General features: G+C 63.1%; 7 protein-coding genes. 3 read left to right on the top strand and 4 right to left on the bottom strand.

Translation table 11 applies throughout. The annotated features are described in order from the left end of the window. Window positions 1-82: 82 nt before the first annotated feature. The 3 genes from glgB to H621_RS0102940 are packed head-to-tail and all read right to left on the bottom strand — an operon-like array spanning window position 83 to window position 7,642. Window positions 83-2,293: a 1,4-alpha-glucan branching protein GlgB gene (gene glgB / locus H621_RS0102950; RefSeq protein ID WP_028941919.1), complete on the bottom strand. Its 2,211-nt coding sequence runs from the start codon at window positions 2,291-2,293 to the stop codon at window positions 83-85. After that, complete coding sequence (treS, locus tag H621_RS0102945; protein WP_028941918.1) at window positions 2,293-5,604, bottom strand: maltose alpha-D-glucosyltransferase; 3,312 nt, start codon at window positions 5,602-5,604, stop codon at window positions 2,293-2,295. Before treS ends, glgB begins: the two co-directional genes overlap by 1 nt. A gap of 13 nt (window positions 5,605-5,617) precedes the next feature. Next, a complete protein-coding gene (locus tag H621_RS0102940) occupies window positions 5,618-7,642 on the bottom strand; it encodes an alpha-1,4-glucan--maltose-1-phosphate maltosyltransferase (RefSeq protein ID WP_028941917.1) in 2,025 nt (674 codons plus the stop codon). Window positions 7,643-7,784: 142 nt separating this feature from the next. Here H621_RS0102940 and H621_RS28690 point away from each other — a divergent pair, with 142 nt between their 5' ends. Next, window positions 7,785-7,946: a hypothetical protein gene (locus H621_RS28690; protein ID WP_167332088.1), complete on the top strand. Its 162-nt coding sequence runs from the start codon at window positions 7,785-7,787 to the stop codon at window positions 7,944-7,946. Between the two features lie 83 nt (window positions 7,947-8,029). On the opposite strand, the gene H621_RS0102930 is transcribed toward H621_RS28690, so the two are convergent. Continuing rightward, a complete protein-coding gene (locus H621_RS0102930; RefSeq protein ID WP_028941916.1) occupies window positions 8,030-9,703 on the bottom strand; it encodes an AMP-binding protein in 1,674 nt (557 codons plus the stop codon). A gap of 200 nt (window positions 9,704-9,903) precedes the next feature. Between H621_RS0102930 and H621_RS0102925 the strand changes: the two genes are divergently transcribed. After that, window positions 9,904-11,067, top strand: coding sequence for an isovaleryl-CoA dehydrogenase (locus H621_RS0102925; protein ID WP_028941915.1), 1,164 nt, complete (start codon window positions 9,904-9,906; stop codon window positions 11,065-11,067). A 109-nt stretch (window positions 11,068-11,176) separates the two neighbouring features. Further along, complete coding sequence (locus tag H621_RS0102920; RefSeq protein WP_028941914.1) at window positions 11,177-12,781, top strand: carboxyl transferase domain-containing protein; 1,605 nt, start codon at window positions 11,177-11,179, stop codon at window positions 12,779-12,781.

Below are 12,781 nucleotides of genomic sequence, written 5' to 3'. Positions count from 1 at the left end.
ATGTGCCGGTGGGAAGGGGCTTGCCCCGCGAAGGCCAGTGCAGGCAATACAGGCCTCGCGCGAGGAAAGCTCGCTCCAACAGTCAGGCGGGTCGCAGGATCAGCACGCCCAACGGTGGCAGGTTCAAGGCCAGCGACTGCGGCTGGCCGTGGCTGGGGATAGCCTCGCTGATGACCTCGCCCAGGTTGCCGTAGTTGGTGCCGGCATAGCCTTCGGCATCGCTGTTGAGCACCTCGGCCCAGCGCTCGCCAAAGGGCACCCCGATGCGATAGCGCTCCCTCGGCACCGGCGTGAAGTTCGCCACCACCAGCAATGGCTCGCCGCTCGCGCTCCAGCGCAGCCAGGCATAGACGCTGTTATGGGCATCGTCGCCGATCAGCCATTGGAACCCCTGGGGCAGGCAGTCCTGTTCGTGCAGCGCGCGCTCATCACGGTACAGGCGGTTGAGATCGCCGACCAGGCGCTGCACCCCCAGGTGCTCGGGGTACTTGAGCAGGTACCAGTCCAGTTCGCTGTCGTGGTTCCACTCGCGCCACTGGCCGAACTCGCAGCCCATGAACAGCAGCTTCTTGCCCGGATGGGTCCACATGAAGGTCAGGTAGGCGCGCAGGTTGGCGAACTTCTGCCAGCGGTCACCCGGCATCTTGTCGATCAGCGAGTGTTTGCCGTGGACCACTTCATCGTGGGAAATCGGCAGAATGAAATGCTCGGAGTAGGCGTAGATCAGCCCGAAGCTCATCTCATTGTGATGGTAGGTACGGTGGATCGGGTCGTTCTGGATGTAATGCAGGGTGTCGTGCATCCAGCCCATGTTCCATTTGTAGGCAAAGCCCAGGCCGCCCTGCTGGGTCGGCTGGCTGACCCCGGGCCAGGCCGTGGACTCTTCAGCGATCACCAGGGCTCCCGGCGCTTCAAGCGCGACCACATCGTTTAGGTGGCGAAGAAAGTCGATGGCCTCGAGGTTTTCCCGACCACCATGGCGGTTGGGCACCCACTCGCCGGCTTTGCGTGAGTAGTCGCGGTAGAGCATCGAGGCCACGGCATCGACCCGCAGCCCGTCGATATGAAAATGCTTGAGCCAATGCAAGGCCGAGGCCAGCATGAAGCCATGCACTTCGGTGCGGCCCAGGTTGTAGATCAGCGTGTCCCAATCCTGGTGAAAGCCTTCGAGGGGGTTGTCGTACTCATACAGCGCCGTGCCGTCGAAGCGCGCCAGGCCATGGGTATCGGTGGGGAAATGTGCCGGCACCCAGTCGAGGATCACCCCGATGGATGCCTGGTGACAGGCATCGACGAAGGCGGCGAAGTCTTCTGCACTACCGTAGCGTGCAGTCGGCGCGAACAGCGACAGCGGCTGATAGCCCCATGAGCCGCCAAACGGATGCTCCATGATCGGCATCAGTTCGATATGCGTGAAGCCCATCTGCTGGATGTATGGCACCAGTCGTCCGGCGAGTTCGCGCCAGTTGTAGAAGCGCGCCACTTCACCGGTGTCGTCCAGCTCGCATTGCCAGGAGCCTGCGTGCAGCTCGTAGATCGACAACGGTGCATGGGTCGCCTGACGTTCACCACGGACCTGCATCCAGGCCTGGTCCTGCCAGTCGTGTGCCAAGGGGCCGGCCACCCGTGAGGCAGTGCTGGGCGGCAGCTCCGTGGCGCGGGCCAAGGGGTCGGCCTTGAGCGGCAGGATGCCTTCGCGACCCAGCACTTCGTACTTGTAGGCTTCGCCGGCCGTCAGGCGCGGCACGAAGATCTCCCACACGCCGGAAGGATGACGCAGGCGCATCGGGTGGCGACGCCCGTCCCAGTTGTTGAAATCGCCCACCACCGATACTCGCCGGGCATTGGGTGCCCACACGGAGAAGCGTACGCCGTCGATGCCTTCTACCTGTGTCAGTTGCGCGCCCATGCTGCCGGAAAGGTCACGGTGGTTGCCCTCGGCAAACAGATAAAGGTCCATGTCCCCCAGCAGCGGGCCGAAGCTGTAAGGGTCTTCGGTCAGTTGCTCGCCTCCGGCCCAGTTGATCCGCAGCACATAGGGCTGGTGCTCGGGCAGGTGAGCGATGAACAGGCCCGGCACCGATTGCTGCTCGAGTTCGCCCAGCACCCGCCCGTCATCACGGGCCAGGGCTTGAGCGCTCAAGGCATTGGGCAAATAGGCGCGGACAAACTGGCCGCCTGCACCATCCGGGTGCGGGCCGAGCACGGCGAACGGGTCGGCGTGCTCGGCCCTGACCAGGGCGTCGCTGTCTCGATGACCCAGCCCGCCTTCCTCGCGCTTGCGTTGATTCATTACGTTTCTCCCCAGGTACTTGTCAGGCCATGCAGGCCATGCAAAGGCACGGCCAGCCAACTTGGGCGGTTTTCGGCTTCATACAGGATTTCGTAGGCGGCCTTTTCCAGGCTGAACAGTTCCAGTGCCGCGCGCTCGCCGTCGGCATGTTCCCAGGCATGGGGCATGGCCGCGGTGGCCAGCCCATAGGCCTCGACAAAGGCATGCCGGGCCTGGTGCAGATAACGCCTGGCAACCCGTTGACGTGCCTGCCGGGCACTGTCCGAGAGGTCGACACTGGAGGCACTGCGCAGCACCATGGCAGCAGCATAGTCGAAGGATCGCAACACGCCGCTGACATCCTTGTAAGGGCTGTGCCTGGCCCTGCGCTCCTCGAGCGGGCGCGCAGGCTCACCCTCGAAATCGATCAGGTAGGCATCGCCCTGTACTACCAGTACCTGGCCCAGGTGCAGGTCGCCATGCACGCGCATCAACAGGCCGCCCTGGGCTTGCTTGCTCAGGGCCATGACCGTGGCCAGCAGGTCCTTGCGTTGCTGTTGCAGGTCATCGACCACAGCCTGGCTTTCGGGGTCCAGTTCGCCACGGTGCTGTTTGAGCACGTCCAGGGCACGGGTCAGTTGCGCGCTGATCTGCTTGCCCCAGGCCTGGCAATCGCGGGCGCTGCTGACACGCTGCTGGAAGGCCGACTCCTTGGTTGGGGCTGCGAGCAGCAGATGCATTTCGCCCAGGCGTTGCCCCAGCAACGCGGCAAAATCGGCCAGGTCCTGCAGCGCATCGGTATGGGCATCCAGCGTTTGCTCGCCGGGCTCCAGTTCGTCGCGGATAGCGCGTTCCAGGTTGTTCTGGGTCCAGTCCCAGGCGTCCCCCTGGTTGCTCAGGTAGCCTTGGGCAATCATCAGCAGGTGCGGTTGTTGCTGGGCATCGATACGGCTGACCCAGCCCAGCAAGGGCGAGATATTGGTAAAGCCTGAGGCCGTGAGGTAGGCGCTCATTTCCAGCTCCGGATGCACCCCCGGGTTGACCCGGCGGATCAGCTTGAGCACCAGGCTGCCGCCGACCACCACCGAGCTGTTGGACTGCTCGGCCGAGAGGTAGCGCACCTCGGCGTCGTCACCCAGGTTCAGGGCGGCCAGCTGCTCGGTGGCATTGAAACACAGCTCACCTTCGGCACAGGGCAACCGGGTACCTTGCTTGCAGCCGAACAGCACGGCACGAACAAAGCTTTCCAGCACGAAGCCATCGGTGATCAAACCCACCTGACGCCCGCGCCGTACCCGCGCCAGGGCCAACTGCTGGGGGGGCGCGCTGTTGATCTGCTCTTCGCCGATCAGGCCGAATGGCAGTTGATAGCGACTGCTGTGACCGCCACCTTTGACTTCGATCTCACTGAGCAGCACCGGACTGGTCGGCGCACCAAAGCGCACGCCATAGGCAATGTGTACCTGATCGATGCGGGTTTCCTTGCCAGCGAACCAGCGGCGCTTGGGCAGGTACTGCGGCAGGATGCTGTCTTGAAGGGTGTAGCGGGCCGGTGCTTCGAGCAACTCTTCCATGCGCTTTTTCAGTACCAGCGTGGTGAACTCCGGCAAGCTCTGGGCCGGTTCCTGGTGCCAGCTGGGCATCTGGTCCTTGGGCGCCAGCAGGAACCAATAGAAGCCATAGGGCGGCAGGGTCAACAGGAACGGCAGTTGGCCGATGGGCGGGAAGGCACTGGCGCCGAGCATTTCCACCGGGACCATTCCGGCGAACTGCGACAGGTCGAGTTCGGCGGCCTGGGCGGCACGGGAGACGTTGGCCACACACAGGATGATCTCGCCCTTGCCGTCGGGGCCGGTGTATTCGCGGATATACGCAAGGATACGGCGGTTGGTTGGCGAGAGCATTTTCAAAGTGCCCCGCCCGAAGGCTTTTTGCTGCTTGCGCACCGCCAGCAGGCGTCGGTTCCAGTTCAGCAGCGAGTGCGGATCATGGGCCTGGGTCTCGACGTTGACCGAGGCGTAGCCGTACAACGGGTCCATGATCGGCGGCAACACCAGGCGTGCCGGGTCGGCACGGGAGAAGCCGCCGTTGCGGTCGATCGACCACTGCATGGGGGTGCGCACGCCGTCGCGGTCGCCCAGGTAAATGTTGTCACCCATGCCAATCTCGTCGCCGTAGTACAGCGTTGGCGTGCCGGGCATCGACAACAGCAGGCTGGAGAGCAGCTCCACCCGCCGCCGGTCACGCTGCAGCAAGGGTGCCAGGCGCCGGCGAATCCCCAGGTTGATCCGTGCCCGACGGTCTTCGGCATAGTAGTTCCATAAGTAGTCGCGTTCGCGATCGGTGACCATCTCCAGGGTCAATTCATCGTGGTTGCGCAGGAAGATCGCCCATTGGCAGTTGGGGGGGATCTCCGGGGTCTGGCGCAGTATGTCGGTGATCGGAAACCGGTCTTCCTGGGCCACGGCCATGTACATGCGCGGCATCAGCGGGAAGTGAAACGCCATGTGGCACTCATCGCCCTGCCCTTCGCCGAAATACAGCTGGGTGTCTTCGGGCCACTGGTTGGCCTCGGCCAGCAGCATGCGGTCGGGGTAGTTGGCGTCGATCTCGGCGCGGATCTGCTTGAGCACCTGGTGGGTTTCGGGCAGGTTCTCGTTGTTGGTGCCATCGCGCTCGATCAGGTATGGGATGGCGTCCAGGCGCAGGCCGTCCACCCCCAGGTCGAGCCAGTAGCGCATGACCCCGATCACCGCCTTCATTACCTGGGGGTTGTCGAAGTTGAGGTCGGGCTGGTGCGAATAGAAGCGGTGCCAGAAGTACTGACCGGCCACCGGATCCCAGGTCCAGTTGGACTTCTCAGTGTCGAGAAAGATGATCCGCGTACCGTCGTATTTCTGGTCGGTGTCGGACCATACATAGAAGTCCCGGGCCTTGCTGCCGGGCTTGGCGTGACGGGCCTTCTGGAACCAGGCGTGCTGGTCGGAGGTGTGGTTGATGACCAGCTCGGTGATCACCCGCAGGCCGCGCCTGTGCGCCTCGGCGATAAAGCGCTTCACATCGGCCAGGGTGCCGTAGTCGGGATGTACGGCCTTGTACTCGGCAATGTCATAGCCGTCGTCGCGCCGTGGCGAAGGGTAGAACGGCAGTAACCACAGGGTATTGACACCAAGTTCCGCGATGTAGTCGAGCTTGGCGATCAGGCCGGGGAAATCACCGATGCCATCGTTGTTCGAGTCGAAGAACGATTTGACATGCACCTGGTAGATGATCGCGTCCTTGTACCACAGGGGATCGTCGATAAAGGCTGTCGGGCGGGTACGCTTGGCCATGGTCGACTCCTTTCTAGAGGGCTTTTTCGATACGCCAGATTCCGAACGGCAGGTGCCAGGGCTCGATGCGCATCCATTGGGTCTTGCCGTGCCAGGTCCAGCGGTGGCCGGTCATCAGGTCTTCACCGAAGGTGTCGGCGTTGTCATCCAGGCCCAGCTCCCACAGCGGCAACTCGAAGTGCGCCTCCTGGGCGTTGTGCGGGTCGAGGCTGATGGCGATGAGGATGAAGTTGTCGCGCTCGGCGGTACGCTTGCCGAAATACACGATGTTGTCGTTCCAGGCATTGAAGAACGCCACGCCCAGGTGGGTCTGCAGCGCCGGGTTCTGGCGGCGGATGCGGTTGAGCTGAGCGATTTCGGCAATGATGTTGCCCGGCTGGGTGAAGTCCCGCGGGCGGAGCTGGTACTTCTCCGAATCCAGGTATTCCTCTTTGCCCGGTATCGGCGTGGCCTCGCACAGTTCGAACCCCGAGTACATGCCCCACAACCCCGAGCCCATGGTGGCCAGGGCGGCGCGAATGAGGAACCCGGCGCGACCGGACTCGTGGAGAAAATACGGGTTGATGTCGGGGGTGTTGACGAAGAAGTTGGGGCGGTAGCAATAGCGCCAGGGTGGCTGGTTGAGCTCCTCGAAGTAAGTTTGCAGCTCGGCCTTGGTGTTGCGCCAGGTGAAGTAGGTGTAGCTCTGCGAATAGCCGACCTTGCCCAGGCGCGCCATCATCGCTGGCTTGGTGAAGGCTTCAGCGAGGAAGATCACCTCCGGGTGCTGGCTGCGGATGTTGGCGATCATCCAGTGCCAGAACGGCAACGGCTTGGTGTGCGGGTTGTCGACCCGGAACATCTTCACCCCTTCCTGTACCCAGCCCAGCACCACATCGCGCAGAGCCAGCCACAAGGCCGGCACGGCATCGGCGGCATAGAAGTCGACGTTGACGATGTCCTGATACTTTTTCGGCGGATTTTCCGCGTAGCGAATCGTGCCGTCCGGGCGCCAGGAGAACCAGCCGGGATGCTCTTTCAGCCAGGGGTGGTCCTGGGAACACTGGATGGCGAAGTCCAGAGCGATCTCCAGGCCGTGCTCGGCGGCAGCAGCCACCAGTCGACGAAAGTCCTCGCGGCTGCCCAGTTGCGGGTGGATGGCTTCGTGTCCGCCCTCTTCATTGCCGATGGCGTAGGGGCTGCCCGGGTCGCCGGGCTCGGCCTGCAGGGCGTTGTTGCGGCCCTTGCGGTGGCGTACGCCGATGGGGTGAATGGGCGGGAAATACAACACATCGAAGCCCATGTCGCGGATCATCGGCAGGCGTTCATGCACATCGTTGAAGGTGCCGTGCCGCTCGGGGTCGTCAGTGATCGAGCGGGGAAACAGCTCGTACCAGCTGGCAAACAGCGCCTGGCGCCGCTCCACATCCAGGGGGTATTCCGGACTGCGGCTCAGGAAGGTGCGGTGATCGGCTTCGCGCATCAAGCTGGCAGTATTGGCATGCAGCAACTGCGCCACCTGCTCTTCGTGGGTCAGGGTTGGCAGCGCCAGGCGCAGCCCTTGCAGCTGTTCGCGCAACAAGCCCTGGCTGCGTTCGATATTGTGATCAAGCAGCAGCAAGCCTTCCTGCAACTCCAATGGCACGGGTACGCCTGCATTGAATTTTTTCTCAAGGTCATGGCAATACGTGGCGAAGGGGTCGATCCAGGCTTCGATGCTGAACAGGTGCCGACCTTGCTCGATAACGGTGAACTCGGCCTGCCACAGGTCATTGCCAGCGAACGTCATCGGCACGCAGTGCCAGCGCCGGCTGTGGGCCTGGCGCCAATTGAGCATCACCGCCAGTGCATCGTGGCCATCACTGTAGACCTTGCTGCTGACCTGCACCGCCTCCCCCACCACCGCCTTGACCGCGAACAGGCCGCCATCGAGCAGAGGCTGGGTATTTTCGATCGCGATCCTGGGTTCGAGCAGGGCCTGAGACAGGCTGATGGCCTGGTCGGCGTGGTCATTGGCCGGGGCTGTACGGTCGGTTTCGAAGGGCTCATCGCGGGTCATCGATCCTTGCTCCGTTACGAGGTAGGCGTAAGAGTTCAGAGCAGATGGGCGGCGTGGGGTTCAAAAAAAATGAGCGATTGGCGCCCGGTGCAGTCGAAAACAACTGAGCCCGTCATCCATAACCCCCTTGCGAGGTCAGGCCATGAACATTCCCATCCCGGCAGAAACGCCCGATCCGAATATCGACGACCCGACGCTGCCACCCGAGGTGCCGGAGGAAGAGCCCGATGAATTGCCGGTCACACCGACGGTGCCACCCACCGTGGGCGACCCGCCCAGTGACGAGCCGCCGGTGAAAGCGTAGACGATCGCGGGGCAAGCCCGCTCCCACAAAGCCCACCGCTGTGGGGGCGGCGGTGCGACGGCTCGACTTGCCCCGCGACGGCCTCAACCCCTGGCCAGCTCCTCGATGCTGATCTCGCGCATCCTGAACTTCTGCACCTTGCCGGTCACCGTCATCGGGAACTCGTCGACAAAACGGAAGTAACGCGGGGTCTTGAAGTGGGCAATGCGGCTCTTGCACCACTGCTGTAGCTCGATCTCGCTGACGCTGTGGCCGGGGTGGAACTTGATCCAGGCAACGATCTCCTCGCCATAGCGCTCGTCCGGAATACCGATCACCTGCACATCGGCCACCGCGGGGTGGGTGAAGAAGAACTCCTCCAGCTCCCGTGGATAAATGTTCTCGCCACCGCGGATGATCATGTCCTTGTTGCGCCCGGCGATACACACGTACCCCGCCTCGTTCATGGTCGCCAGGTCGCCGGTGTGCATCCAGCCGGCCGGGTCGATGGCTTCGAGGGTCGCGTCGGGGTTGCCCCAGTAGCCCAGCATCACGCTGTAGCCACGCGTACACAGCTCGCCAATGGTGCCGCGCGGCACGATGCAGCCGTGCTCGTCGACAATCTTGCTTTCCAGCTGCGGCTGGGTACGCCCTACCGTGGTGACACGCAGCTCCAGGTCGTCATCGGGACCTGTCTGCAGCGACACCGGGCTGGTCTCGGTCATACCGTAGGCAATCTGCACCTCGCTCATGTGCAACTGATCGATCACCCGGCGCATCACCTCGATCGGGCAGGTGGCCCCGGCCATGATCCCGGTGCGCAGGCTCGACAGGTCGCGCTCGGTGCGCTGGGGGTGGTCGAGCATGGCGATGAACATGGTCGGCACACCGTAGAGCGCGGTGGCCTTTTCCTGGGCGACGGTGTCCAGGGTCAGCAACGGGTCGAAGGCGTCGTTGGGGTAGATCATGGTGCTGCCGTGGGTGATGCAGCCCAGGTTGCCCATGACCATGCCGAAGCAGTGGTACAACGGCACCGGGATCACCATGCGGTCGTGCTCGGTCAGGCCCAGGCTTTCACCGACCATGTAGCCGTTATTGAGGATGTTGTAGTGACTGAGGGTGGCCCCCTTGGGGAAGCCGGTGGTGCCGGAGGTGTACTGGATGTTGACCGGTTGATCGAACTGCAGGCTGTGCTGGCGGGCCAGGTAGTCGTCCGGGGTGGTATGCGCCGCCAAGGCTGCCAACTGCTCCCAGGCCAGGAAGCCTGCCGGTGGCGCGGCATCGAGGCTGATCAGCCCGCGCAGGGCCGGCAACAGCTCGCTGCAGAACTCGCCAGGCACTTGATCGCCGAGCTCGGGCAACAGCTCACCGAGCATGGCGTGGTAATCGGAGGTCTTGAAGGCACCGGCGCAGATCAACCACTGGCAACCCGACTGTTTGAGCACATACTCAAGCTCGCTGGTGCGATAGGCGGGGTTGATATTGACCAGGATCACGCCGATCTTGGCGCTGGCGACCTGGGCAATGCACCACTCGGCGCAGTTGGGTGCCCAGATGCCCAGGCGGTCGCCGGTCTTGAGCCCCAGGGCCATCAGCGCCCGGGCGTGACAGTCAACGCTGTCGGCCAGTTGCTGCCAGCTGTAGCGCAACTGCTGGTGGCGCACCACCAGAGCCTCGCGCTGGGCAAAATGCGACACAGTATTGTCAAACGCCTGGCCGATAGTCATGGCCAGCAAGGGCTTATCCTGGCGCCCCTGGGTATAGCTCGGTTGATTCATGGCGGTCCCTTGTTGTGGTTGTTCTGGGAACTGATTCAAGCGGGTCCTACTCTGGCTGATATTTACGTTAACGTAAAGGTCATGGCGCGATTGACAGTGACCGACCGCAGGCTTACGTTAACGTAAAGGTGATTGATAGACCTGTAGCCGCGGGCTTGCCCCGCGATACTCCTGAAATCCAAGAACAAAAAGGTGCCCACATGCGTTATCCGACCCTGAACTTCGCCCTCGGCGAAACCATCGACATGCTGCGCGACCAGGTACAGTCTTTCGTCGCCGCCGAACTGGCACCTCGCGCCGCACAGATCGACCAGGACAACCTGTTCCCCGCCGACATGTGGCGCAAGTTCGGCGACATGGGCCTGTTGGGCATCACCGTCTCCGAAGAATACGGCGGCGCCGGCCTGGGCTACCTGGCCCACGTGGTGGCCATGGAAGAAATCAGTCGTGGCTCGGCCTCGGTCGCCCTCTCCTACGGCGCCCACTCCAACCTCTGCGTCAACCAGATCAACCGCAACGGCAACGCCGAGCAAAAAGCCAAATACCTGCCCAAGCTGATCAGCGGCGAGCACATCGGTGCCCTGGCCATGAGCGAGCCCAATGCCGGCTCCGACGTGGTGTCAATGAAGCTGCGCGCCGAAGCATGTGGCGACCATTTCGTCCTCAACGGCAGCAAGACCTGGATCACCAACGGTCCCGACGCCAACACCTATGTGATCTACGCCAAGACCGACCTGGACAAGGGCCCTCACGGCATCACCGCCTTTATTGTCGAGCGTGACTTCAAGGGCTTCAGCCGCAGCAACAAATTCGACAAGCTGGGTATGCGCGGCTCCAACACCTGCGAACTGTTTTTCGACAACGTCGAAGTACCCAGGGAAAACATCCTCGGCGCCCTCAACGGTGGCGTAAAAGTGCTGATGAGCGGCCTGGACTATGAACGCGTTGTGCTCTCCGGTGGCCCGACCGGGATCATGCAGGCCTGTATGGACCTGGTCGTGCCCTACATCCACGACCGCAAGCAGTTCGGCCAGAGCATCGGTGAATTCCAGCTGATCCAGGGCAAGATCGCCGACATGTACACCCAGCTCAACGCCAGCCGTGCCTACCTGTACGCCGTGGCCCAGGCGTGCGACCGCAGCGAGACCACTCGCAAGGACGCCGCCGGGGTGATCCTCTATACCGCCGAGCGCGCTACCCAGATGGCCCTGGAGGCTATCCAGATCCTTGGTGGCAACGGCTACATCAACGAGTTCCCGGCCGGTCGCCTGCTGCGCGACGCCAAGCTCTATGAAATCGGCGCAGGCACCAGCGAGATTCGCCGGATGCTGATCGGGCGCGAACTGTTCAACGAAACCCGCTGAGCGAGTCAGCGGTTAGCTTCAAGCGACAAGCTGCAAGTAAAAGCAGTTGTAGCGCCGATCAACTCTTGCAGCTTGAAGCTTGCCGCTTGAAGCTGCGCCAGGAGCCCCGATGATTCTGAAATCCCATTTGAACCCCCGCGCTCCCGAGTTCGCCCAGAACAGCGCGGCCATGCTTGAGCAAGTCCAGGGCCTTCGCACGCTGCTGGCCAAGGTCCACCAGGGCGGCGGCCACAAGGCCCAGGAGCGGCACACCTCGCGAGGCAAATTGCTGCCGCGCGATCGCATCGACCACTTGCTCGACGCCGGTTCGCCGTTCCTGGAAATCGGCCAGTTGGCCGCACATGAGGTGTACGGCGAGGACGTACCGGCAGCAGGCGTGATTGCCGGCATCGGCCGAGTCGAAGGCGTCGAATGCATGATCGTGGCCAACGACGCCACGGTCAAAGGCGGCTCCTACTACCCGCTGACGGTAAAAAAGCACCTGCGTGCCCAGGCCATCGCCTTGCAGAACCGCCTGCCCTGCCTGTACCTGGTGGACTCCGGCGGTGCCAACCTGCCGCGCCAGGACGAGGTGTTCCCGGACCGCGAGCACTTCGGGCGAATTTTCTTCAACCAGGCCAACATGAGTGCCTTGGGCATTCCGCAGATCGCCGTGGTCATGGGTTCATGCACTGCAGGCGGCGCCTATGTGCCAGCCATGGCCGACGAAGCGATCATGGTGCGCCAGCAGGCCACGATCTTTCTGGCCGGCCCGCCGCTGGTCAAGGCGGCCACCGGTGAAGTGGTCAGCGCCGAGGACCTGGGCGGTGCCGATGTACATTGCAAGACCAGCGGCGTGGCCGACCACTATGCCGACAACGACGAACACGCCCTGGCCATCGCTCGGCGCTGCGTGGCCAACCTCAACTGGCAGAAGCTCGGCACCTTGCAGCAACGGGCACCGATCGCGCCGCTGTACGACGCCCAGGAGCTGTACGGCGTGGTGCCGGCCGATGCCAAGCAACCGTTCGATGTGCGCGAGGTGATTGCCCGCCTGGTGGACGGTTCGGTGTTCGACGAGTTCAAGGCACTGTTCGGCACCACTTTGGTGTGCGGCTTTGCCCACCTGCACGGTTACCCGATCGCCATCCTGGCCAACAACGGCATCCTGTTCGCGGAGGCTGCGCAAAAAGGCGCGCACTTTATCGAACTGGCCTGCCAGCGCGGCATTCCCTTGCTGTTTTTGCAGAACATCACCGGCTTCATGGTGGGTCAGAAGTACGAAGCCGGCGGTATCGCCAAGCATGGCGCCAAACTGGTGACCGCCGTGGCCTGTGCCCGGGTACCGAAGTTCACCGTGATCATCGGTGGCAGTTTCGGTGCCGGCAACTACGGCATGTGCGGCCGCGCCTACGACCCACGGTTCCTGTGGATGTGGCCCAATGCACGCATCGGTGTCATGGGCGCCGAACAAGCCGCCGGCGTGCTGGCCCAGGTCAAGCGCGAGCAGAGCGAGCGTAGCGGCCAGCCGTTCAGCGCCGAGGACGAGGCACGGCTCAAGCAGCCGATCCTCGATCAGTACGAACACCAGGGCCACCCGTACTACTCCAGCGCCCGCCTGTGGGATGACGGCGTCATCGACCCGGCACAAACCCGCGACGTACTGGGCCTGGCATTGTCCGCAGCCCTCAACGCACCGATCGAACAAAGCCGTTTCGGCATTTTCCGGATGTGA

This window comes from Pseudomonas vranovensis DSM 16006 (genome assembly GCF_000425805.1).
Taxonomy (GTDB): domain Bacteria; phylum Pseudomonadota; class Gammaproteobacteria; order Pseudomonadales; family Pseudomonadaceae; genus Aquipseudomonas; species Aquipseudomonas vranovensis.
Note: the sequence above shows the minus strand (reverse complement) of the source record. Positions and strands in the feature narration are given on the sequence as shown.